This window comes from Ruegeria sp. AK11, assembly GCF_056541095.1.
In genome coordinates this window covers 165,594-187,639 of record NZ_JBQFXU010000001.1, presented here as the reverse complement: position 1 = coordinate 187,639, position 22,046 = coordinate 165,594, and the positions used below count along the sequence as shown (strand labels likewise).

The following is a 22,046-nucleotide window of genomic DNA, read 5'->3' as shown; positions in this document are numbered from 1 at the left end:
TATGTGGTGGTCCGTACTGCGTTTATGCCTTTGATCCGTCGCCTGAATTTGCCTGTTTTGGTCTGACGGTCGGGGCTTTATTCTTTTAGCGGATCACCGACCCGCATGATTTCCCACTCTAGCGTGATGCCGCTTGTTTCGTAAACCTTTTTTCGCACCTCTTCGCCCAGACCTTCGAGGTCGTCAGCGGTGGCGGTGCCGGTATTGATCAGGAAGTTCGAGTGTTTCGGGCTCATCTGTGCCCCGCCGCGTGTCGCGCCGCGCATTCCGGCATCGTCGATCACTTTCCACGCCTTGAGGTCATGCACGTCATCAGCCTGCCCGGTCGAGGAAAAACCGGCCGGGTTGCGGAAGGTCGATCCGGCGCTGCGGTCCTTGGTGGGCTGGGTTTCGTCACGCTTCTTCAGTTGCGCTTCCATTCGGGCATGAAGGTCATAGGGATCGCCGGACGGGCCTTCGAACGTGGCCGAAATCAGAACGGCGCCTTCGGGCAGGTCGGACTGGCGATAGCGAAAGTTCAGATCCTCGGTCGTCAGGTCCCGCAGGTCGCCCTGCCGGGTGACAATGGTGGCCTTGCGCAGCACGTCCGCCGTGTAGCTGCCGTAACAGCCCGCATTCATCCGCACCGCGCCCCCGATCGAGCCGGGGATGGTGCGCAGAAAGGTCAGGTCCACACCCGCATCCGCGGCCTTGCGCGCAACATGCGCGTCCAGTGCGGCAGCGCCCGCGATGACCGTATTGCCCTCAACCGAGATGGCGTTGAACCCGCGCCCCAGCCGGATCACCACGGCCCGCAAGCCACCATCGCGCACGATGAGGTTCGAGCCGACCCCCATCGGGAAGACCGGCACACCATCCGGCAGATCGCGCAGGAAGGCCTGCAAGTCTTCGATATCGGCAGGTTGAAACAGGTAATCCGCCGGCCCACCAACGCGGAGCCATGTGAGGTCAGACAGGTTGCGCGCTTTGGCCAGGCGGCCCCGGACATCGGGAAGAACAGGGGGAAGCGGAGTCATGTAGTCGCGCGCACCGCCAGGCTGCGCCCACCGACCCCGCCCATGATTGCGGCAAAAAGGAAGGGGAGTACACCGGCAGTCAACCAGACCAGCGGGCCGAACGCCTTGTCTTCTTCACCCGTTCCGACACCGGCCAGCACGACGATCAGCCCCAGACCAACCGCGGATGTCAGCCCGATCAGCCACAGAAGGCTGCGCAGGCCAAGCCAGCGGCCCGCTGTAAACCCGGCAGCGGCACCCAGAACGAAGGAAACAAGCGGCAGATAGGCAAATGTGGCGATTGTAGCCATGACAGACCTCCTGAAGTTGGCCGGTTATTCTTTGGCCGCCTTCATGCCCTGCATTTTCACCTTTGTCCAACGGGTCAGATAAATCACCGGCCAGCGCAGCACGGACATGCCCATTGCCAGCACCAGCAGCCCGATCCAGGGGCCATTTTCATAGGTGACATAGCCGACGATGGGAATGCCCACGATGATCAGGATATAGGCGCGCGTCCAGTGGTTGTCGGTGCTGGGGATCAGCGCAAGAACGTTGGCGGCAATGCCCCACAGGGCTGCCAGAGCGATAGACCACGTCATTCTGCGACCTCGCGCCCTGTCAATTTGCGCCAGTAATACCGGATGGGGTTGCGGAACATCGACACGAACCCGGCAAATGCCGCGACCGACCAGAACCAGCCGTGGACATATCCAAGCCATACGACCAGCACTGGTGCGCAGACCAACAGGACAAACCCCGGCGGGAATTGCAGCCGCATCGGCAGCATTGCCACGATGGTGGCGCAGATCACCCAAAGCGCTGCAAAGATCATCGAATAGTCCATTCGCCCCTCCGAGGACACGCGACTGTTGCGGTCAGAATATCACACTTTTAAGTTGTGCGACAAACAAATGACGCGTCAAACAGCTTGTTTTCTTTGCAATCTCTCGGGCAGGCCATTGGCCCAGGCGCTGATCGTACCGGCGCCGAGGCAGACGACCATATCGCCGGGACGGGCCTGTTCGCGGACGAGGCGTTCAAGGTCGTCTTCATCCAGCAGCGCGCGGGCGTGGCGGTGGCCGTGACGGATCAGGCCCTGCACCAGATCGTCGCGTGACGCGCCTTCGACCAGGTCTTCGCCAGCGGCAAAAACCTCGGCAATGGCCACGACATCGGCGTCGTTGAAACAGGTGCAGAAATCGTCAAACAGGTTGGACAGGCGCGAATAGCGGTGCGGCTGATGCACGGCGATCACGCGACCTTCGGTCGCCTGACGGGCGGCCTTGAGAACGGCGGCGATTTCGACCGGGTGGTGGCCGTAATCGTCGATGATGGTGACACCGTCGATTTCTCCGACCTTTGTAAAGCGACGGTTGACGCCGCCGAAATTGGCCAGCGCGTCGCGGATTTCCGCAGCTTTCATACCCAGATGACGAGCGACGGCAGCGGCGGACAGCGCGTTTGAGACGTTGTGATCGCCGGGCATCGGCAGGGTGCAGCCTTCGATCATCTTGTCTTCGTATTGCAGATGGATGTCGAAATGCGCCACGCCACCTTTGTAGGTCAGGTTCACAGCCCGCACATCCGCCTGCGCGTTGAACCCATAGGTTCGCACACGGCGGTCGGTGATGCGGCCGACAAGGGCCTGAACCTCGGCATGATCGGTGCAGCAGACGGCCAGACCGTAGAATGGCAGGTTCGAGACGAATTCGTAAAAGCCGTCGCGCAGCCTGTCGAAATCACCCCAATGTTCCATATGCTCGGGGTCGATATTGGTGACAATGGCAATGGTTGCGGGCAGGCGGTTGAACGAGCCATCGCTCTCGTCGGCTTCGACCACCATCCATTCGCCCTGCCCCATCCGCGCGTTCGATCCATAGGCGTGGATGATGCCGCCATTGATCACGGTCGGATCGAAATCGCCTGCCACCATCAGTTCGGCCATCATGGTCGTCGTGGTGGTCTTGCCGTGTGTTCCGGCAATGGCAATGTTCGAGCGCAGGCGCATCAGTTCGGCCAGCATGTCGGCGCGGCGGACAACCGGCAGCCCTCGGGCGCGGGCTTGGTCCAGCTCCGGGTTGCCCGGTTTAATCGCGGTCGAGACAACCACAACGGCCGCGTTTTCAAGGTTTTCGGCGCGCTGGCCGACGAAAATCTCGGCCCCCAAACTGGCCAGCCGGTCGGTGATCTTCGAGGCCTTCAGGTCCGAGCCCTGCACCTGATACCCCAGATTGAGCAGCACCTCGGCGATACCCGACATGCCAATCCCGCCGATGCCCACGAAGTGGATCGGCCCTACGTCCTGCGGCAGTTTGGTTGCTGGGTTCATGTGGTCTCCTTCTGCGCCAGCTGCTCGACCAGAGCGACCAGACGCTGGGTGGCATCGGGCGCCCCGACCGACAGAGCGCCATGGGCCATTTTCTGTGCGGCTTCGGGGTTCGTAAGAACCGTGGTGATTTGCTGTGTCAGCGTGGGAACGTCAAGCGCATTTTCCGGGATCATGATGGCCCCGCCGGCCTGCACCAGCCCGCGCGCGTTGGCGGTCTGATGATCCCCGGCGGCAGCAGCAAACGGGATCAGGATCGAAGGACGACCGATGACCGAGATATCGGCCACGCTGGACGCGCCCGAGCGCGAGATCACCAGCTGCGCATCCGACATGCGGCGGGGAATGTCATCGAAGAAGGGCTGAACGTCGGCGCGGATACCATGGTCTTGGTAAAATGCGCTGACCCGTTCGCCATCTTCATCCCGCGCCTGATGCGAGACACGGATATGCGCGCGGAGGTCTTCGGGCAGCGCGGCAATCGCTCCGGGCACCATATCGCTGAGGATGCGCGCACCCTGCGAGCCGCCCATCACCAGAACCGACATCGGGTAATCACCCGGCGGGATATACCCGGCGGCGGCGCGGTCCAGAACCGCGGCACGCACCGGGTTGCCGGTGTGGATGCCATGCGCGCCTTCGGGCAAATCCGTCGGCCAGACGCCGCAGGCCACCTGTGCAACGCGGGTTGCAAACAGCTGGTTCACGCGGCCCAGTACCCCGTTCTGTTCATGGATCATCCGCGGTATTTTCAGCAGGGTCGCGGCGCCCAGCGCCGGGATCGACGGATAACCGCCAAAGCCCACGACAACATCGGGTTTGTCGCGCATCATCTGGAAGACCATGCTGGTGACACCACCAGCGATAATCGGGCCAACCATCGCCTTTGCCGCCAGACCGCCACGGGCGAAGGTGGCCGAGGACGCCTCGACAATTTCGGTCGAATGGGGAAAGCCACCGGTATAGCGCGCACCGCGCGGGTCGGTGGACAGGCGCACGCGCCAGCCCGTGTGCAGCATCGCCTCGGCCAGCGCCTGAGCGGGGAACATATGGCCCCCGGTGCCGCCAGCCGCAATCAACAGGTAAGGGTTCCCCATTATCCTCGTCCGCGCAGAATATCGCCTAGTTCGCCCTGTGGGCGGTTTCGGGTGAAGGCCAGCAGCATGCCAACGGCAATACCGCCAGCAATCAGGGACGAGCCGCCATAGCTGACGAACGGCAAAGTCATGCCCTTGGCCGGCAGCAGACGTACAGCAACACCCATGTTGATCATCGCCTGAACGCCAAACATGCAGGCCAGACCGGTACCGGCCAGACGAATGAACATGTCGCGTTCGCGCATCAGCCGCAGCAGCGAGCGCACGACGATCAGCGCGTATAGCGCAATGATGATCATGACAAGGATCAGGCCGTATTCCTCGGCCGCGACGGCGATGATGAAATCGGTATGGGCATCGGGCAGCGACCATTTCACCTGCCCCTCCCCCACGCCGACGCCGAACAAGCCGCCCTCGCGGATGGCATTGGTGGCATAGCCCAGCTGGGTGGTCGGATCGACCTCTTGATTCAGAAAGCCGTCGATGCGGCGGGCAAAGTGTTCAGAATTCGAATAGGCCAGCATCCCGCCCAGAACGACAACACCGGCCATGCCCAGCAACAGCAGCATCGGGGCCCCGGCTACGAAATACATGACGCCCCAGCCGAACAGGATCAGGCAGGCCTGACCGAAATCGGGTTGCATCACCAGCATGGCCACGATGGCCATGCAGAGCGCAAAGGACCACAACCGCCCCGGAGGGCCATTGATTTCCTGTGAGGCCGCCAGCAGCCATGCGGCCACGACGACAAAGCCGGGTTTCAGAAACTCGGACGGTTGCAGCGAGGCAAAGCCCAGCGAATACCAACGCACCGCACCCTTGCCGAAATCCGTTCCAAACACCGGCAGGAAGACCAGAGCGACGAAGGCCCCCAGAAAACCCAGAACGGCCAGACGCCGCACCAAGGTTGGAGACATCATCGAAGTCAGCAGCATCGCGATCAGCGCCAATCCGCCGAACAAGGCCTGACGCTCGACATAATGGAAAGGGTCGAACCCGTTGCGGCCGGCCAGTGGCGGTGAAGAGGCCAGCCCCAGCAACAACCCGATGGTAAACAGGATCAGAACGCAGGACATCGTCCAGCGATCGATAGTACGCCACCATTTCGGTAGAATCGGTTCTCCGCGCTGGTCCTGGACCGCGCCATACACCATCTCAGTCATGAGATACCGCCACTCTCTGCCTCGTTAACGCCCCGTTTTCGGGATCTGGCTGAGAGTCTACATGCAATTTGGCGATCAGGCCAGCCTGTTCAGGAGCAAATCGGGATTTCCCGCCCAAGACCCGCGCCGCACGCCCGGATCGCCGGTCAGCCGTTTTACAACGACCACCGGACGGGAGGAGGTGGGCATCAGACCTTGCTTAGCAGCAGCGGCACATCCAGCAACCCCGCCACACCGAACAGTTCGGCCCTGGGGGGCGGCGTGTAACCGTTGATCGCGTCAGCTTGCAGGGTTCCTGCGGCAGAGGACCAATACCAGTGGGTGTTGTCGAAACGCGTTGCAGATGTTTCGAGGTTCTTGAAGATGGCTTTGATCTGCACCCCATTGAGAACATTGGGCGACTTTCGCTGCATCATCGCTATTGCCCCGGCAACAAGGGCCGAAGCCCCCGAAGTGCCGCCGAATTCAGTATACAGCCCGGCAGGATCGTCCACCGCCTTTTTTCGGGTTTTGACCGCCGCGGCAAGGCTGCCTTCGACATAGCCCCGCGGGCCCGGCACATCCAAGGTCACCAACCGTTGAGGCGCGAATTCGACAATCGGGATCGCGTCACCACTGCCGTCGCGTTTCAGGTGATGTTTCGGGTTTTCCAGATGGAAGTCAGTGGCCGAGGCTGCATCACGGTCCAGACGAATTTGATAGCGGTTGTAGATCTCACCGTCATCCGAGGGGGCGGACACGGTCAGATCAGCAGAATAGTTCGAATACCCGGACCGGTAGCCATTATAGTTGACGGCCCCCACGGAAATGATCCCGTTGGCTGGATCACCGGACAGGCTGGCGGGGTAAATCAATTCACTTCGACCGTCATTGCCAGCCGCGCAGACCACCGGAATTTTCGTGCTGACCCATTCGACGACCTTGTGGAGCGCCGACCACGCCACTGAAATATCGCGCGCGTCACCGTCGGGTTCATCGCGCATCGTCTCGTGCAGGCGTGTCTTTTCGTGCCTGTCCAGACCCGGATAGAACGGTTCGGTAACAGTGGCAGGACGGTCATCATACCCGGGCCAATGGTCCGGGTTCGCTATGTCGCGCGGAAACAGGATGACATGAACATCCTTTTCATGAGCATAAAGAAACGCCGCAATCAACTCTTCCGGGCTGGGTGAGATCGACGTCGTGATCGGAATAACCCTGCTTTTGGGATCAACCCCGTAATACGCCGCGATATTGCCGGTATTGCCGAATTGATCCGCTGCAAAGCTGGTTCCGCAGGCCAGCCCGGCACAGCTGGTGCCGTGCCCGGCATAGCGATCATCATAAGCATCGATGTAACGCTTGACGCCAAAACCCGATCTCAATCCGGCAATCACCCGCTGTTCCTGCGACGTCAGGCCCGGAATGCCCAATGGGTTCTGAATGCCCGACAGATGTTGCACATGTTCTTCGATATGTTCTGCCCCTGCCCCAACGGCCGACCGGTCGATGTATTTGACACCGAACGGGTGGCTGGCCAGATCAAGGGCTTCGTCCCGAATGACCCTGTCCGCCGGAACCGGTCCGGTGTCCGGCGCTTTCAGGTTTGGGTGATGCGGGGCCACGCCCATGTCGATCAGGGCGATCTTCGCCTCGGCCAGAGCAGGGCCTGTGAAATCCCAGATCGCGCTGTCGATTTCCGGGCAGGTCTCTCCGTCAGCGGGCGGGGGCGCCTTGACGGTCAAGGCTTTGATCGCGACCAGATGCCAGAGATAGTAATATCGTGCGTAGTCTTCGTTTCCTGCGGTCATTTCGTCACCTCGCGTTGATCCTTAACCCAGCCATTCGTCTTGTGCTTCGTCCATCAGTTCGTCCAGAACCTCGGTCAGGTAAGCCACGGTTTTTCTGGCCAGACTTCGTCCGGCGGCTGTGTCGCTTGGGTAGTGCAGACCAGCCCATTCGCGGTTTTCAGCAATCCGCTGGGCGCGGTGGAACAAAGCGACAGTGCCCGGATGTTCAGGGATCAGCCGCGAGAACAGTTCGGCAATCGCGAAGGATTGGTAGGAGTGGTTCGAGGGGTAAGCCGCATGAAAAGGCACCGGGATAAAGGGCCGGATCAGCGGCTGGATGATATTGGGTCTGGGTCGGCTGAAGCGGTTCTTGTAGGTCAGGCCGATTTCATTCGTCAGTTCCAGCAGGATCGTCATCAGCGCACGTGTCGCATCAAAGCCACCCTGCTCGTCAATGCCCAGCGGGCTGAGATAGTCATCAATACCAAAGCCAGCCTGCGCCACGATTTCTTCGCGCCGTGTCGCCTGATTTGACCACTTTAGCCGCCCTTGCAGGATCAGCAGGTATTCGGTTTCCTTCATGCTTTCGTCAGGGCCCGGTGGCGGCAGAAGATCGATGTTTTCCCAGATTTTGCCCAGCAGTCCGGATGCGGGCAGCATACCGATCCGGCACAGATCGCGCATCTCGCGCCAGCCGAAGGAAGCATCGCTGCCGCCGACGTCAAAATCGCTGCGGTTCCGGTTACGATTGCGATTTCTGTTTCGGTTTCGGTTTCTGTTCCGATTGCGGTTTCTGTTGCGGTTTCGGTTCAGTGCGAATGCCGAAGATGCGCTCATCGTGACAGACGCCGCGCCGAGGGCAGAGCGTTTCCCGATCTCTTCGTCTTTCGCACCTTTTACACGGCTGTCAGACCTGAAGGGGTCGATGAATTCTTCGTTCTGCATGAACTCGGTAAGCTCGCGCAGTTTTTCAATATCCAGCAACTCGGGATCCAGATCATGAATGGCATTGAGGTAATCGATGAAGCTTTCCCTCTGCGCGTCGTAAATGAGATTGTCCAACGCCTTTCGATTGTCCCCCGGTGAGGCACCGAGACCACCGGTTCCGGCAAGGTTCATCAATTTCACCACCTTGCAAGAAATCAGCTCTCCACGTCGGGCCATCATGCCAAAATCATTGAGCGTGGACACGTAAGACATAAGTAAACCCCCTACTTTTTCCCCTACTTCAAGCGTGTTGCGGCAATCCGATCCGGGACAGGCCGCTTTCCATCAGTTGCGCGCTGAACCGTGTTGGCACCGGGAACCGGTCCTGCTGGATGCAGGCCAGCGACATGTCCGGTTCCAGATTGGTCAGCCGCTGCAAGGCGAACTCGCCTCGCTGCCGGTCACCTGCGTGCCCGTAAGCCGCAGCCAGATAGCGCATGACGGTTTTGAACTGCGGCTGAACCTCCATCACGGATTCGCCGAACCTGATGGATTTCTCGAACTCGCCATTGACCAGCGCGGCGACACATCCTGCCCCGTCAAACAGGTGCCGGTACGGGCTGTGCCGTCCGATAAGCCGTGCCTTCTGCGCGGCTTCCACCGCCAGCGCGGGGCGATCCGTGTAGCAATAGAGCATGGCTGCTGAATCCCAACTCATCGCCCGATAAGGGCTGAGCTCGAGCGCGCGGTCGACAAGATCCTGCGCCACCGAAAACTCTCGGAACACGTAGGAATGCACGTGGGCGACAAGGCCCAGAACAGTGCCGTTGTCCGGGTCAGCCGCGACCGCGCGGCGGGCCAGATCTCGCGCCTGCGCTTCAAGTGTAGCATCCCAGGTTCCGTACCGTTCGCCGACCTTGAAGGTCGTGACATAGGCCAGCCACGCAAGGTAGACCGGCTTGGGATCAAGCTCGTAAGCCGCCAGAATATCCGCCTCGAGCTGGTCCAGCCCCGGCCCGGTCATGGTCAGCAGGTGATGCACGGCGGCAACGGCGGTTTTCGCCGCGTGATGGGAGGCCGGATCGCGCATGTGACGCCCGTTCAGCAAAGCCGTCAGCAAAGCGTCGGTGGCATAGCTGATGAACGATGTCAGTCCCGAGCAGTTTTGCCCCAGAAAGTCACCCTGATCCGCCACCACATTCTGGCTCCAGATCACTTTTCTGTCTTCCGACCGCATTGCGGTGGCGGACACTTGTAACATGCTGCCACAGGTCGAAGCGCGACACTGAAGGAAAAGATCAGGTCCAGCCGACAGTGGTTCCTTTGGAAGCGCGACCTGCGGCACCCGGTAATCCTGAACCTCGAGCGCTTCGGTTTCGGTAAGGGATTTGGACAGCTGTTCCGCGACGATGTTGGACACGAATGTCGCGGTTTCGGAACTGCCACCGACATCCGGAGACAACAGACCTATCACGAAATTCGGGCGCGGTACGGAGAACGACATCTGCTCGGACCGGAAGGCTGTTGGATTGGTGGGAACGGGAACCGGCTGTGCTTTTCCGTCCTTCTCATAGGGGACGTCGATGGTTGCGCGGGCCACTTTGAACAGTTCGAGCGTGGCACCGATATTCTTGAGATTGGGCCGCCCGATCGAGTTGAACAGGAAATCCTGTCGTCCGCGCAGCGCATTGCGCACAACACTTGAGACCAGAACCTCGCCGGATGAGCCGACGCTTTCGATCCGGGCTGCCGTATTCACGGCGTCACCGATGATCTGTTGGTCAACCTCGAACGTGTCGCCAAGATGTATCCCAATTCGATACCCCTTGGCGTACCGGTCGGGGGCATGGGTCAGGACATCCTGCATCCCCAGCGCAGTTTCGACGGCGGCACGCGCACTTGGAAAGACGGCGCACAGCCCGTCACCGGTCAGGCCGGTCACCCGGCCCCGAAAGCTGTTAACCAGATCGCTGACGCAGTTCAGATCGCGGCGGATTCTGGCCAGCGTTTCCAGCTCGTCCTCGCGGACGGCGGCAGAGTAATCACATGCATCAAGGAACAGGATCGCCCTGAGCCGCGCCTTGGGAAGGTCGCCTGGATTGTTCAAATTCAGATTAATACCCATGATCGTGTCTCGGAACTCTTTAACTTGTTGAAATGTGCCACCCCGAAAACAGGCAGGCTGGCACGCATCAAAGGCGTGTTGCGATTGCAAATGCAGCCGACGGGTGTGAATGGCGCTGCATTGCGCGGGACGGGCCACGGGCCTGAATGGAAATCACGAGGCATAAATCGGCCCGCTGATGAGATTTGGTTTCTAAAATGCGTTAAGTTCAAAATAATAAGGGTTATTGTATTGTTTTAGTGAACTTCCGTCGACATATTTTTATTTTTGAACATATTTTTCGGTGTAATTTGGCCAATTTACCCGGCACCTGTGGCGCTTGGTGCTTGGCGGGCAAGACGGGCTGATGCGGCAAGACTTCCCGTTAGGAGTGCGCGAGGGCTGATCCCGGTCAAGCCTTTGGCATTGAACCGGCCCGATACTTTTGAACCAAGCGGATGGCCCGACACAGTTTCGGCTGACTGGTTCCGGAAATCGATTCTCCAAAAAGTATCCGAACGTTGCCCGGCCCGCACCGTTTCAGCCGGTCAAGCCAGTCGCCACCCTGTTCGGTGGCCCAACATTTGGCGGGACCAGGTGCCCTGCACAACCTGAACGGTGCCGCAATTTGACCGGACCAGAGCGTGGTTTTCTGTGATCTGCACCCTTCCAACCCCGCCCCGCGACGCGCGCGCATAATCCCGACAACCAGCCCAAACCGGCCCCCGTGCAAGGGTGTCACCGCCCGCAGGCCCCGATTTTCCGGGAATCATTCACCTGACAACTAAATCCTTTGCCTCAGGCCCGGTGCGCCGGGTTTCACCCTTGTCATCGCCGAAAATCCACGCCAAGGGCGGTGCATGAGGTTCGATACGATCATATTGGGCGCCGGAGCGGCAGGCATGATGTGTGCGGCCCGTTGCGGTGGGCGGGTGCTGGTAATCGACCACGCCAAGGCGCCGGGCGAGAAAATCCGCATCTCGGGCGGAGGGCGGTGCAATTTTACCAACATGTATGCGGGGCCGGGCAACTTCCTGTCGCAAAACCCGCATTTCTGCAAATCCGCGCTGGCCCGGTTTACGCAGTGGGATTTTGTTGACCTGGTGAACCGGCACGGCATCAAATGGCATGAGAAAACGCTGGGGCAGTTGTTCTGCGACGGCTCCTCGAAGCAGATCATCCAGATGTTGCTGGACGAGATGAGCCGCACCGGCGCCGAGTTTTGGGTGCAGACCGCGCTGCGTGATCTGCGCAAGGAGGACACCGGATTCGCGCTGGAGGTCGAGCGTGAGGGGCAGCGCCTGCATCTGACCTGCGCCAATCTGGTGCTGGCCACGGGGGGCAAATCCATCCCCAAGATGGGCGCGACCGGGCTGGCCTATGACATTGCCCGGCAGTTTGGCCTGCGGGTGACCGACACCCGAGCGGCGCTGGTGCCGTTCACCTTTTCGGATGGCCGGTTCAAGGACCTGTCCGGTGTTTCCCTGCCCGTGCGGCTGTCGAATGACCGCACAAGTTTTGACGAAGCGCTGCTGTTCACGCATCGCGGCCTCAGCGGACCGTCCGTTTTACAGCTGTCCTCCTATTGGCGCGAAGGCGAGGAGATCGGCGTGAACCTGATCCCCGAACTGCCCCTGTTCGATCTGCTGCGCGCACAACGGCAAAATGCAGGGCGCAAGGCGCTGACAACGGAACTGGCGCGGCATCTGCCGTCCCGGCTGGTCGAGTATTTAAGCCAAATCATCCCGATGTCCGGCAATCTGGCCGATCAATCGGACGCGAAACTGTCTGATCTGGTCGCGGCCCTGTCTGACTGGCGGCTGGTACCGTCGGGAACCGAAGGGTACCGCACCGCCGAGGTGACGTTGGGCGGAATAGATACCGATGATCTGTCGTCGAAAACGATGGAGGCCAAGGATGTCCCTGGCCTCTATGCGATTGGCGAAGCGGTGGATGTCACCGGGTGGCTGGGCGGCTACAACTTTCAATGGGCGTGGTCATCAGGCCATGCCGCAGGTGTTGCCATTGCCGCCAAGATTTAACCTACACTTCCGTTTTGCGCGGCATTAGCCGACGACGTTATACCCGCGACCGCGCATGCAGTTGCGCACGATCACTTCCTGGTTCTGGGTGTTGCTGATCGCGCTGGCACCCACACCGACCAGAGCACCGGCGGCCGCCGCACGGCCCAGATCGCTGGCGCTGTTGTCGATAATCGCTGTGGTTGCCGCCGCACCAGCCGCGCCGATGGCGGCAGCGCCCGCGGTGTTGCTGTCCAGCGTCGGGCGAGACCGGGCCAGCGCCTGACAATTGGCCAGATCGGACTGGTAGTTCGGACCCACAGGCCCGTCGATGATAGGAACATAATTCGCCCCGCTATTGGCGCAGGCCCCGGCCAGCGCAACGACGGGAAGGATGGAGAGAATTTTGCGTGCAGACATTTCCGCTTCCTCTTTATTGACCTGGAGGTGACGCAACCTCAATTCCCACAAAGTGTCAATCTGATTGAAAAATGTCCACATCTACCGGCGGGCTGTTGCAGGTGCGGCCTTAGCACAGCCGTTTTTGCACCTGCGCCGTGAAGTCGTCGCCACGCTGTTCGAAATTGTCATATTGATCGAAACTTGCCGCCGCCGGAGCGAGCAGAACGGTCTCCCCCGCCTGGGCTTCCGCCATGGCATGCGCCACTGCTGCCTCCATCGTGGTACAGACCTGCGCGTCGACCGTCAGCTGCATCGCAAAGCCCGCCGCCTCACGACCGATGACATAGGCTTTTATCACTTGATCCGCTGCTGCGTTCAGGGCTGCGACGCCGCCTTCTTTCTCAAGCCCGCCACAGATCCAGCGGATCTGTTTGAACGCAGTCAGCGCCTTCAGGGCGCTATCGACATTGGTCGCCTTGGAGTCGTTGACATAGGTTACCCCGTCCGCCTCGGCGATGATCTGGCTGCGGTGCGGCAGGCCCGGGAACGCGTGCAGCGCATCCTCGATCACGCGCGGCGCTAGGCCCAGCGACCGGCAGGCCGCATAAGCCGCACAGGCGTTCTGGTGGTTGTGGGCACCGGGAAGGCCTTTGATCGCGCGCAGGTCGATAGACCCGGCCTGCCGCCCTTTGCGGTATTCCGACAAAAACCCCTTGCGCGCGAAGACCTGCCATCCCGGCCCGGTCAGCTTTCGCGTTACCGAGATACGGATCACCCGATCATCCGCCGGCCCTTCGGCCAGCTGGCCAGCCAGAAAGGCGCCTTCGGTTTCATCGATGCCAACGATCGCGCGGTCCGGGCCGCCTTCGGCAAACAACCTTCGTTTGGCCGCGAAGTATCCGCCCATGCCACCGTGGCGATCCAGGTGATCTGGCGAAAGGTTGGTGAACACCGCCACATCCGGGGTCAGCGCACGGGCCAGTTCCGTCTGATAGCTGGAAAGTTCCAGCACCACGACCGAGCCATCGCCACCCGGATCGATATCCAAAACACCGCGCCCTATATTTCCGGCCAACTGCGCCTCGCGCCCGGCCTCGGTCAGGATGTGATGGATCAGCGCCGCGGTGGTGGATTTCCCGTTCGAGCCGGTGACCGCGATGACCCGTGGCGGAGTGTCATAGTTGCTCCATTCCGGCCCCGCAAAAGAGCGGAAGAACAGGCCGATATCATTGTCGACCGGCACGCCTGCATCCAAAGCTGCGGCAACCACGGGGTTGGGTTCGGGATAAAGATGCGGAATGCCCGGTGAAACGATGAGCGTGGCAATGGTGTCAAACGCCCCCTGTTTGCGCAGGTCGGCACAGGAGAACCCTTCGCCCTCGGCGTTGGCGCGGGCTGTGGGGTTGTCATCCCAGCAGACCGGTTCCGCCCCGCCTGCGCGCAAGGCGCGTGCGGTTGCAAGACCGGACCGGCCCAATCCCAGAACCGCAACTTTCTGCCCTGAAAAGCCTTTGACCGGGATCATTTCATGTGTCCTTTGCCTAGCTGCGCTTCAAGCCAGTCTGCCCGCTCGACCACGGGCCGTTTCGGGACAAGGACTGTCTGGAAACCAAGTTTCGGTAAGCGGTCGCACAAAGCTTCATATTCCGCAAGAGCGTCAGACAGATCATGCTGTCGCTCGCTGTCCTGAACATAGATTTCAGGCCATGGTGGAAACAGGAACACCCGGCAATCATAGTCAAGCCGCAGAATCTTATCACGCAGTGCATTTTCAAGATTTGTGCCCGTGCGCTCGAACCAGATCAGAGCATCCAGCGCCGACCTGTCAAACAGAACCAGACCAGCTGGAGCATGGGCCATGTCGTCAAAAGCCGTGCCGATCACCTTTCTGCAAAACGCCTCGGGGTCATTCCACGGTAACGCGTTCCCACCGCTATCCTGCTCGGCCCTGACCACACGTCGACCAGGTTCAGGAACCGTTGCGTAGCCACGTTTCGCCATTTCCTGCAGCAGGGTTGACTTACCTCCGCTGGAACATCCTGACAAAACAATTCGGCGGTTGGTCACCGCACCTTCAGCGTTGCAAGACCGATCATCGCCAGGATCAGCGAGATGATCCAGAAGCGGATGACGATGGTCGGCTCGGCCCAGCCTTTTTTCTCATAATGGTGATGGATCGGGGCCATCAGGAAGACCCGTTTGCCGGTGCGTTTGAAGTAGAGGACCTGAATGATCACGCTCAGCGCCTCGACCACGAACAGCCCGCCGACGACGGCCAGAACCAGCTCGTGCTTGGTGGCAACGGCAATGGCGCCCAGCGCGCCGCCCAGCGCCAGCGATCCGGTGTCGCCCATGAAGACCGCCGCCGGGGGGGCGTTGTACCAAAGGAACCCCAGACCCGCACCAAAGAGCGCTGAGGTAAAGATAAAGATCTCACCGGTGCCCGGCACGTAATGCACGTCGAGATATTCGGTAAAGTCGACGCGGCCCACCGCATAGGCAATCACGCCCAGCGTCGAGGCGGCGATCATCGCTGGCATGATGGCCAGCCCGTCCAGACCGTCGGTCAGGTTTACTGCGTTGGCGGCCCCTACGATCACGACAATCGCAAACGGAATATAGAAGATGCCCAGATTGACCAGCGTGTCCTTGAACACCGGCACGGCCAGCTGGTTCTGCAACGCTTCGGGGTGGTGCAACGTCGCCCAAAGCGAAGCCAGCACGGCAATAATCACGCCCAATGCGAGGCGCATCCGCCCCGGTACGCCCTTGGTGTTCTGTTTCGACACCTTGGCATAGTCATCCGCGAATCCGATGGCCGCATAAGACAGGGTCACGAAAAGCACCATCCAGACATAAGGGTTATCCAGACGCGCCCAGACAAGGGTCGAGGTCACAAGAGCCCCGACAATCAGCAAACCGCCCATTGTTGGCGTGCCTGCCTTGGAAAAATGCCCCTCGGGGCCATCATTGCGGATCGGCTGGCCCTTGCCCTGCTTTCTGCGCAGTACGTTGATCAGCGGTTTTCCGAAGATGAACCCAAAGATCAGTGCCGTCATGAAGGCACCGCCTGCGCGGAAGGTGATATACCGGAAGAGGTTCCAGAAATCCCCGCCATCCGACAGGGCGGTCAACCAGTACAGCATGACAATACCTTTCTCACACGAGGCGCATGGGCGTGATCACCCATCAAGCGCGCCCCCTTGCCCCATTTTGCGCAGACCGTCAACAATCGAGGCCAATCCCATGCTGAGAGAGCCCTTGGCCAGCACAGTATCGCCGTCCCTGACCAGCGAAGGCAACCGTTCGGCCATCTCGGTGCTGGTTTCAGACCAGAGGCCGCGTTTCGCCGGAGGCAGCGCGTGGTGCAGTGCCCGCATCAACGGGCCGATACAATGCACCTGATCGACATGCGCCATCGCATTGGCATCGGCCATGGCGGCGTGCATCGCCTCTTCCTGCGTGCCGAGCTCTTTCATATCGCCCAGAAAGGCGATGCGGCGTTTGCCTTGTGAGGCGGCGAGCACGTCCAGCGCGGCCTCCATCGAGGTCGGGTTGGCGTTATAGCTGTCATCCAGCAGTTCGATCTGCCCGCCGCCGGGCAGAAGAATGCTTTCCCGTACACCGCGCCCCTTGACCGGGGACCATGCACGCAGCCCCGCGATAGCGTCATCCAGATCGACACCCAGTTCCACGCAGGCAGCCAAGGCCCCCAGCGCGTTCATGGCGAAATGCGTACCGGCAGAGTTCACCGCAAAGCGGAGTACCTGATCACCAACGGCAGCTTCGGCAGTCACGGTGTTCGCCCCCTGCTGAACGTCGGTCAGCCGGTAATCCGTTGCGCCTTGGCCGAAATCCACGATCCCGGCCCCCTGCCCAAGCGCCGTTTGGCGCAGGATGTCCGCGTGCTCGATATCCGCGTTGACGATTGCCGCGCCTCCGGGTTCGAGCCCTTCAAAGATCGCTGCTTTTTCATGGGCGATGCCAGCGACTGACTCGAAGGCTTCCAGATGCACCGCCGCCACGGTTGTAACCAGCGCCACATGCGGGCGGGCCTGTCGGGCCAGCGGGGCAATCTCGCCCGGATGGTTCATGCCAATCTCGATCACCGCGAATTCAGTGTCGCGCGGCATCCGTGCAAGGGTCAGCGGAACGCCCCAGTGGTTGTTGTAACTGGCCACGCTGGCATGGGTTTTGCCTTGCGTTTCAAGGATCACGGCCAGCATTTCCTTGGTCGACGTCTTACCGACACTGCCGGTCACCCCTACCACACGTGCATTCGTTCTGGCGCGTGCTGCCTGCCCCAAAGCCTCGAGCGCCGCCTGCACATCATCAACGATCAGCAGTGGTGCGTCTGGCGATACGTTGTCGGGAATATGCGAGACCAAAGCCGCGCCCGCGCCTTTCTCAAGCGCTTGGGCCACGAACTCATGCCCGTCCCGCGCCGCTTTCAGCGCAACAAACAGATCACCGGGTTGAAGGGTGCGCGTGTCGATGGAGACACCATCAGCGGTCCAGTCCGTTGTGACCCGTCCACCCGTTGCCTGAGCAGCCTCGGATGCTGTCCAGAGCGTCATGCGACCCTCCCGTCCAGCGCGGCGACGGAAATGCTGGCCTGTTCGGCATCATCGAAGGGCAGCACCTGATCGCCGACGACCTGCCCGGTTTCGTGGCCCTTGCCCGCAATCAGCAGTGCGTCGCCGGGTTGCAGGGCATCGATGCCGCGCAGAATGGCTTCGGCGCGGTCGCCGACCTCGGTCACGCTGACGTCGCCCGCTGCCTCGAGCGCACCTGCCATGACAGCGGCGCGTATGGCGGCGGGGTCTTCGCTGCGTGGGTTGTCGTCGGTGACGAAAACCATATCTGCGTGGTTGGCAGCTGCCTTTCCCATCAGCGGGCGTTTCGTGGCATCGCGGTCGCCGCCCGCGCCGACAATGGCGATCAAACGACCCATCACATGCGGACGCAGCGCCTTGAGAGCGGTGGCCACGGCGTCGGGGGTGTGCGCGTAATCCACAAAAACCGTCGCGCCGTTTTCGCGGGTTGCGGCCAGCTGCATACGCCCGCGCACGGTGGTCAGATGCGGCAGCGTTTCAAAAACCCGTTCGGGGCTGTCGCCCGCGGCAATCACCAGCCCGCAGGCCAGCAGGATGTTTTCGGCCTGGAACCCTCCGATCAGGTTCAGGCGGGTCTGGAAGGTCCGGCCCTGCCACGCAAATCGCAGATCCTGCCCGGTAGCATCGAACCGCTGGTTGATCAGGCACAGATCGGCGTCGCCCAACCCGACGGTCAGCACCGATTGACTGCGTGCCTCGGCGATCCGGCGGACCCGAGACCCCTTGGGATCGCTCAGGTTGATAACAGCCGTGCCATCCTGCGGCAGAACCCGGTCGAACAACCCGGCCTTGGCTGCGAAATACGCTTCAAAAGTCTCGTGGTAATCCAGATGATCCTGCGTGAAGTTCGAAAACCCGGCAGCGGTCAGGTGCACGCCATCCAGGCGGCGCTGTTCGAGGCCGTGGGACGAGGCCTCCATCGCGGCGTGGGTCACGCCGTTTTCGGCGGCTTCCGCCATACAGCGATGCAGGGTGATTGGCTCGGGAGTGGTATGGGCCAGCGGTGCGGTCCATGCCCCTTCGACACCGGTTGTCCCAAGGTTGACGGCGGCATGGCCCAGTTCGGTCCAGATCTGGCGCACAAAGGTGGCAACCGAGGTTTTACCGTTGGTTCCCGTGACCGCGACAATCGTCTGCGGCATCGCACCGAACCATAGGGCGGCGGCCCCGGCCAGTGCCTGACGCGGGTCTTCGACAACCACCAGCGCCGCATCCGACGCCGCAAGTTCAGTTGTTGCGATATTCGCCCCTTCGGCATCGGTCAGGATGGCGGCGGCCCCCATACGCAGGGCGTATTGAATGAACGTGCCGCCATGAACCCGCGTGCCGGGAAGAGCTGCAAACAGGAAACCGTCTTTCACCTCGCGGCTGTCAACGGCCAGACCGGTGATCTCGGGGTTAACCCCGCCTCGCGCGGTCAGGGCCAGTTGGCTGAGTTTCTTTGTCCTTGTGCCCATGACCCACCTCTTGCCGGACAGCCTAGTTTGAGGTCAGCGTTATAGCAGCGCCCGCCTCAGGCTCAAGCCGGGGACGCAAGCCCAGCAGAGGTGCCACGCGACCGATAAGTTCGGCAGCAACAGGCACTGCTGTCCAGCCTGCGGTGCGGCGTTTTTCGCCGTAAGCCACGATTGAAGGTTCATCCAGCGTGACGATCAGAACATATTTCGGATCGTAGGCCGGGAAGAGCGTTGCGAAAGTGGCGATGACCTTGTCTTCGTAATACCCGCCGCGTGGCTTGGGCTTGTCTGCCGTGCCGGTCTTGCCAGCCACGTCATACCCTTTCACCTCGCCAAAGCTGGCGGTGCCATCCGTCACCACTTTGCGCAGCATCTTCTGCGCCTGACGCGCGGTTCCCTGCGACATCACGCGGGGGCCATATTGTGGACCGTTCTGGCGCAGGATGGTCGGGCTGACATAGTGCCCGCCATTGGCAATCGCCGCATATCCCGCCGCCAGATGCATCGGGCTGGTTGACAGGCCATGGCCGTAGGAAATGGTCACAGTGCTCAACTCGCCCCATTTCTTTGGCTTCAGCGGCACACCGCCCGTGGCCTCGACAATCTCGAACGGGGTCGGGTCGAACATGCCGAGCGCATTCAGAAAATCCTGTTGGCGCTGCGCGCCGATCTGCAACGCCAGACGCCCGGTGCCACGGTTCGAGCTGTGGACGATCACATCCGCCACGCTGATCTTGCCGTAATTCTTGCCGTTGAACTCTCCGATCGGGAAGCGCCCGATCTTCATCGGGCCGGATGTATCGATGATGGTGTTCGAGTTTACCAGCCCAAGTTCAACCGCCTGCGCGGCGGTGAAAATCTTGAAGACCGAACCCAGTTCGTACACGCCCTGCACATAGCGGTTGAACAGCGGGCTGTCCGAGGGATCAAACCCCGAGGTCGGCGGGCGTGGGCGATCATTAGGATCGAATGAGGGTAGCGAGGCGGCGGACACAACCTCGCCCGTATGCGCATTCATCAGAACCGCCGATGCGCCTTTGGCGTTCATGATCTTCATACCGCCGTAGAGCACCTGTTCGACCGCGGCCTGAATGGTCAGGTCCAGCGACAGTTGCAGTGGCTTGTTGCCGTTGGCCGGGTCGCGCAGATAGTCGTCAAACTGCTTTTCCACCCCGGCCACACCGATCACCTCGGCGGCGCTGACGCCCTCGCGACCAAAGCCGGACCCGCCGAGGATATGAGCGGCCAGCTTGCCGTTGGGATAGAGGCGCATCTCGCGCGGGCCAAACAGGATACCGGGATCGCCAATGTCGTGCACGGCCTGTTTCTGTTCGGGCGAAATGCGTTTCTTGATCCACAGGAACTTGCGCTTGCCAGTGAAATCCTTGACCAGACGCTCTTTATCCAGATCGGGGAAGATCGCGACCAGCTGATCTGCTGCCGCAATCGGATCGATCATCAGTGGCGGCTGCGCGTAGACGGAATAGGTATCAAGGTTGGTGGCCAGAATGCGCCCTTCGCGGTCGACGATATTGGCGCGTTGCATGGCAATCGCGGCCCCCGGCGCATTGGCCAGTGGTTCCTGCACCTCGGACGTTGCCAACATGCCCATGCGGACGCCAACCACCGAGAATGCGCAGAAGAAGAACAGCCCCAGCACCAGCAGACGCCCTTCGGCGCGGGCGCGGGCGCGGTCTTTCATGTCTTCGTGGCGCTTGCGAATGTTTTCACGCTCGATCGCCTTTGGGTTTTCGCCACGGGCGCGGGCGTCAAGGATACGGGCCAGTGGACGAAGGGGCGTGCGTGTCATGGGATCTGCACCTCGCCCAAGGCCTGAATGTCGGTGATGGCCTGCAATTCAATCGGGTCAACGATGGGCAGGTCCGGGTCTTCGGCAAAGGCAATCTGATCGGCGCGCCCGAACTGTTCGGCCCGCAATGGCAACAGACCAAGGCGTTCAAAATTCAGGTCCGCCAGTTCTCGCAGCCGGTCGGGGCGGTTCAAATAGGCCCATTCTGCGTTCAAGACCGCCAACCGCACCTGCGCCATGCCGATCTCGCGTTGCAGGGATTGCGTTTCCTTCACCACCTGTTGGGTCCGATAATTCTCCTGATAGGCCCAAAGCGCCAATCCGAACACGGACAGAGCAGTCAACACATACAAAACACTCTTCATCTTGCCCTTCCCCCCAGTTGAGGCATTCCAATGGCGCGGGCCTCAATTTCCCCCGCCGGAGCATCGGTGCGGATCGCAACACGCAGCTTGGCCGAGCGCGCGCGCGGGTTTTCCTGCAATTCCTGTTCGTCGGGCCCTACGGCCTTGCGGGTCTTCAGTGTGAATTGCGGTTGGTCCTGTTCCATCTCGGGCGCATAGCGGTTCGCACGCCCTGTTTTGCCCGCGCGCGACTGAAAGAACCGTTTGACCATCCGGTCTTCGATGGAATGGAAGGTGACAACGGCCAGCTGCCCACCGGGTTTCAGCGCACGTTCGGCGGCCATAAGGCCCTGAAACAGCTCTTCATATTCGGTATTCACCGCGATCCGCAGACCCTGAAAACTGCGCGTTGCGGGATGCGATTGCCCCGGTTTCGGGCGTGGCAGACAGGATTCGACAATCTCGGCCAGACGCAGGGTGGTTGTGATCGGCGCCTCGGTTCGCGCCCTGACAATCGCCTTGGCAATCCGGCGGCTGGCGCGTTCTTCGCCATAGTGGAACAGGATGTCGGCCAGTTGCGCCTCGGTCGCCGTGTTCACCAAATCGGCGGCGCTTTCGCCTTGCTGGCTCATGCGCATATCCAGAGGGCCGTCCTTCATGAAGGAAAACCCGCGCTCGGCCTGATCCAGCTGCATCGAGGACACGCCAAGATCCAGTACAACGCCGTCCAGATCCTGCGCATATTCGTCCATGCGCGAGAATACGCCGGGCTGCATCACCAGCCGGTCGCCGTAATCCTGCGCCCAGTCTGCTGCCATTTCAAAGGCCAGCGGGTCACGGTCTACCCCGATGACCTTGTCGGCCCCGGCCTCCAGCAGACCGCGCGTATAGCCGCCCGCGCCAAACGTGCCGTCCAGCCAGATGCCCGTGACCGGCGCAACTGCGGCCAGCAAGGGGCGCAACAGAACAGGAATATGGGGTTTTTCAGATGAGGACGCAGCGCCGGCCATGC

At 61.0% G+C, this 22,046-nt stretch carries 20 protein-coding genes; 1 reads left to right on the top strand and 19 read right to left on the bottom strand.

Features of this window, described 5'->3' with window-relative positions; all coding sequences use genetic code 11:
- Positions 1–77 precede the first annotated feature (77 nt).
- The 10 genes from murB to ACR0D9_RS00940 form a co-directional block, all read right to left on the bottom strand.
- Positions 78–1,016: a UDP-N-acetylmuramate dehydrogenase gene (murB, locus tag ACR0D9_RS00985; protein ID WP_480481851.1), complete on the bottom strand. Its 939-nt coding sequence runs from the start codon at positions 1,014–1,016 to the stop codon at positions 78–80.
- Complete coding sequence (locus ACR0D9_RS00980; RefSeq protein ID WP_209504519.1) at positions 1,013–1,306, bottom strand: hypothetical protein; 294 nt, start codon at positions 1,304–1,306, stop codon at positions 1,013–1,015. Before ACR0D9_RS00980 ends, murB begins: the two co-directional genes overlap by 4 nt.
- A gap of 24 nt (positions 1,307–1,330) precedes the next feature.
- A complete protein-coding gene (locus tag ACR0D9_RS00975; RefSeq protein WP_209504520.1) occupies positions 1,331–1,597 on the bottom strand; it encodes a DUF2484 family protein in 267 nt (88 codons plus the stop codon).
- Positions 1,594–1,842 carry a DUF2484 family protein gene (locus tag ACR0D9_RS00970; protein ID WP_480537424.1) on the bottom strand — a complete coding sequence of 83 codons (249 nt, stop codon included), beginning with the start codon at positions 1,840–1,842 and terminating at the stop codon, positions 1,594–1,596. The genes ACR0D9_RS00975 and ACR0D9_RS00970 overlap by 4 nt, the downstream gene beginning before the upstream one ends.
- 75 nt (positions 1,843–1,917) lie before the next feature.
- Positions 1,918–3,327, bottom strand: a complete 1,410-nt coding sequence (murC, locus tag ACR0D9_RS00965) for a UDP-N-acetylmuramate--L-alanine ligase (RefSeq protein ID WP_480537423.1) — start codon at positions 3,325–3,327, stop codon at positions 1,918–1,920.
- The gene (locus ACR0D9_RS00960) at positions 3,324–4,421 is read right to left on the bottom strand and encodes a UDP-N-acetylglucosamine--N-acetylmuramyl-(pentapeptide) pyrophosphoryl-undecaprenol N-acetylglucosamine transferase (protein ID WP_480537422.1); all 1,098 of its coding nucleotides are present in this window, start codon (positions 4,419–4,421) and stop codon (positions 3,324–3,326) included. Before ACR0D9_RS00960 ends, murC begins: the two co-directional genes overlap by 4 nt.
- Positions 4,421–5,584, bottom strand: coding sequence for a putative lipid II flippase FtsW (ftsW, locus tag ACR0D9_RS00955; protein ID WP_209504524.1), 1,164 nt, complete (start codon positions 5,582–5,584; stop codon positions 4,421–4,423). The genes ACR0D9_RS00960 and ftsW overlap by 1 nt, the downstream gene beginning before the upstream one ends.
- 188 nt (positions 5,585–5,772) lie before the next feature.
- Positions 5,773–7,374, bottom strand: coding sequence for a S8 family serine peptidase (locus ACR0D9_RS00950; RefSeq protein WP_480537421.1), 1,602 nt, complete (start codon positions 7,372–7,374; stop codon positions 5,773–5,775).
- A gap of 21 nt (positions 7,375–7,395) precedes the next feature.
- Positions 7,396–8,553: a phosphatase PAP2 family protein gene (locus tag ACR0D9_RS00945; RefSeq protein WP_480537420.1), complete on the bottom strand. Its 1,158-nt coding sequence runs from the start codon at positions 8,551–8,553 to the stop codon at positions 7,396–7,398.
- Positions 8,554–8,581: 28 nt separating this feature from the next.
- Positions 8,582–10,405, bottom strand: a complete 1,824-nt coding sequence (locus ACR0D9_RS00940) for an adenylate/guanylate cyclase domain-containing protein (protein WP_480537419.1) — start codon at positions 10,403–10,405, stop codon at positions 8,582–8,584.
- 839 nt (positions 10,406–11,244) lie between these two features.
- Here ACR0D9_RS00940 and ACR0D9_RS00935 point away from each other — a divergent pair.
- Positions 11,245–12,426: a BaiN/RdsA family NAD(P)/FAD-dependent oxidoreductase gene (locus tag ACR0D9_RS00935; RefSeq protein ID WP_480537418.1), complete on the top strand. Its 1,182-nt coding sequence runs from the start codon at positions 11,245–11,247 to the stop codon at positions 12,424–12,426.
- A 24-nt stretch (positions 12,427–12,450) separates the two neighbouring features.
- On the opposite strand, the gene ACR0D9_RS00930 is transcribed toward ACR0D9_RS00935, so the two are convergent.
- The 9 genes from ACR0D9_RS00930 to rsmH all read right to left on the bottom strand — a co-directional run bounded on the left by ACR0D9_RS00930 (position 12,451) and on the right by rsmH (position 22,044).
- Complete coding sequence (locus ACR0D9_RS00930) at positions 12,451–12,825, bottom strand: glycine zipper family protein (protein WP_480475937.1); 375 nt, start codon at positions 12,823–12,825, stop codon at positions 12,451–12,453.
- A 109-nt stretch (positions 12,826–12,934) separates the two neighbouring features.
- Positions 12,935–14,332: a UDP-N-acetylmuramoyl-L-alanine--D-glutamate ligase gene (murD, locus tag ACR0D9_RS00925; protein ID WP_480537417.1), complete on the bottom strand. Its 1,398-nt coding sequence runs from the start codon at positions 14,330–14,332 to the stop codon at positions 12,935–12,937.
- Positions 14,329–14,874, bottom strand: a complete 546-nt coding sequence (locus tag ACR0D9_RS00920; RefSeq protein ID WP_480481873.1) for an AAA family ATPase — start codon at positions 14,872–14,874, stop codon at positions 14,329–14,331. The genes murD and ACR0D9_RS00920 overlap by 4 nt, the downstream gene beginning before the upstream one ends.
- A complete protein-coding gene (gene mraY / locus ACR0D9_RS00915; RefSeq protein ID WP_267363338.1) occupies positions 14,871–15,953 on the bottom strand; it encodes a phospho-N-acetylmuramoyl-pentapeptide-transferase in 1,083 nt (360 codons plus the stop codon). Before mraY ends, ACR0D9_RS00920 begins: the two co-directional genes overlap by 4 nt.
- Positions 15,954–15,989: 36 nt before the next feature.
- The gene (locus tag ACR0D9_RS00910; RefSeq protein WP_480537416.1) at positions 15,990–17,384 is read right to left on the bottom strand and encodes a UDP-N-acetylmuramoyl-tripeptide--D-alanyl-D-alanine ligase; all 1,395 of its coding nucleotides are present in this window, start codon (positions 17,382–17,384) and stop codon (positions 15,990–15,992) included.
- Positions 17,381–18,880 (bottom strand): UDP-N-acetylmuramoyl-L-alanyl-D-glutamate--2,6-diaminopimelate ligase, encoded by a 1,500-nt coding sequence (locus ACR0D9_RS00905; RefSeq protein ID WP_480537415.1) that lies wholly within the window; start codon positions 18,878–18,880, stop codon positions 17,381–17,383. Before ACR0D9_RS00905 ends, ACR0D9_RS00910 begins: the two co-directional genes overlap by 4 nt.
- Before the next feature lie 22 nt (positions 18,881–18,902).
- Positions 18,903–20,690, bottom strand: a complete 1,788-nt coding sequence (locus ACR0D9_RS00900) for a peptidoglycan D,D-transpeptidase FtsI family protein (protein ID WP_480537414.1) — start codon at positions 20,688–20,690, stop codon at positions 18,903–18,905.
- Entirely contained in the window at positions 20,687–21,055 is a 369-nt protein-coding gene (gene ftsL, locus ACR0D9_RS00895; protein ID WP_209504535.1) for a cell division protein FtsL, read from the bottom strand. Before ftsL ends, ACR0D9_RS00900 begins: the two co-directional genes overlap by 4 nt.
- Positions 21,052–22,044, bottom strand: a complete 993-nt coding sequence (gene rsmH / locus ACR0D9_RS00890; RefSeq protein WP_480537413.1) for a 16S rRNA (cytosine(1402)-N(4))-methyltransferase RsmH — start codon at positions 22,042–22,044, stop codon at positions 21,052–21,054. The genes ftsL and rsmH overlap by 4 nt, the downstream gene beginning before the upstream one ends.
- Positions 22,045–22,046 lie beyond the last annotated feature (2 nt).

Bases quoted from the DNA above. Each gene is read 5' to 3' on its own strand.
- ACR0D9_RS00935 (WP_480537418.1), top strand. From the start codon at position 11,245: ATGAGGTTCGATACGATCATATTGGGCGCCGGAGCGGCAGGCATGATG.
- ACR0D9_RS00940 (WP_480537419.1), bottom strand. From the start codon at position 10,405: ATGGGTATTAATCTGAATTTGAACAATCCAGGCGACCTTCCCAAGGCG.
- rsmH (WP_480537413.1), bottom strand. From the start codon at position 22,044: ATGGCCGGCGCTGCGTCCTCATCTGAAAAACCCCATATTCCTGTTCTG.
- ACR0D9_RS00960 (WP_480537422.1), bottom strand. From the start codon at position 4,421: ATGGGGAACCCTTACCTGTTGATTGCGGCTGGCGGCACCGGGGGCCAT.
- mraY (WP_267363338.1), bottom strand. From the start codon at position 15,953: ATGCTGTACTGGTTGACCGCCCTGTCGGATGGCGGGGATTTCTGGAAC.
- murC (WP_480537423.1), bottom strand. From the start codon at position 3,327: ATGAACCCAGCAACCAAACTGCCGCAGGACGTAGGGCCGATCCACTTC.
- ACR0D9_RS00945 (WP_480537420.1), bottom strand. From the start codon at position 8,553: ATGTCTTACGTGTCCACGCTCAATGATTTTGGCATGATGGCCCGACGT.
- ftsW (WP_209504524.1), bottom strand. From the start codon at position 5,584: ATGACTGAGATGGTGTATGGCGCGGTCCAGGACCAGCGCGGAGAACCG.
- ACR0D9_RS00970 (WP_480537424.1), bottom strand. From the start codon at position 1,842: ATGGACTATTCGATGATCTTTGCAGCGCTTTGGGTGATCTGCGCCACC.
- murB (WP_480481851.1), bottom strand. From the start codon at position 1,016: ATGACTCCGCTTCCCCCTGTTCTTCCCGATGTCCGGGGCCGCCTGGCC.
- ACR0D9_RS00905 (WP_480537415.1), bottom strand. From the start codon at position 18,880: ATGGGCACAAGGACAAAGAAACTCAGCCAACTGGCCCTGACCGCGCGA.
- murD (WP_480537417.1), bottom strand. From the start codon at position 14,332: ATGATCCCGGTCAAAGGCTTTTCAGGGCAGAAAGTTGCGGTTCTGGGA.
- ACR0D9_RS00975 (WP_209504520.1), bottom strand. From the start codon at position 1,597: ATGACGTGGTCTATCGCTCTGGCAGCCCTGTGGGGCATTGCCGCCAAC.
- ACR0D9_RS00930 (WP_480475937.1), bottom strand. From the start codon at position 12,825: ATGTCTGCACGCAAAATTCTCTCCATCCTTCCCGTCGTTGCGCTGGCC.
- ACR0D9_RS00980 (WP_209504519.1), bottom strand. From the start codon at position 1,306: ATGGCTACAATCGCCACATTTGCCTATCTGCCGCTTGTTTCCTTCGTT.
- ACR0D9_RS00950 (WP_480537421.1), bottom strand. From the start codon at position 7,374: ATGACCGCAGGAAACGAAGACTACGCACGATATTACTATCTCTGGCAT.
- ACR0D9_RS00910 (WP_480537416.1), bottom strand. From the start codon at position 17,384: ATGACGCTCTGGACAGCATCCGAGGCTGCTCAGGCAACGGGTGGACGG.
- ftsL (WP_209504535.1), bottom strand. From the start codon at position 21,055: ATGAAGAGTGTTTTGTATGTGTTGACTGCTCTGTCCGTGTTCGGATTG.
- ACR0D9_RS00900 (WP_480537414.1), bottom strand. From the start codon at position 20,690: ATGACACGCACGCCCCTTCGTCCACTGGCCCGTATCCTTGACGCCCGC.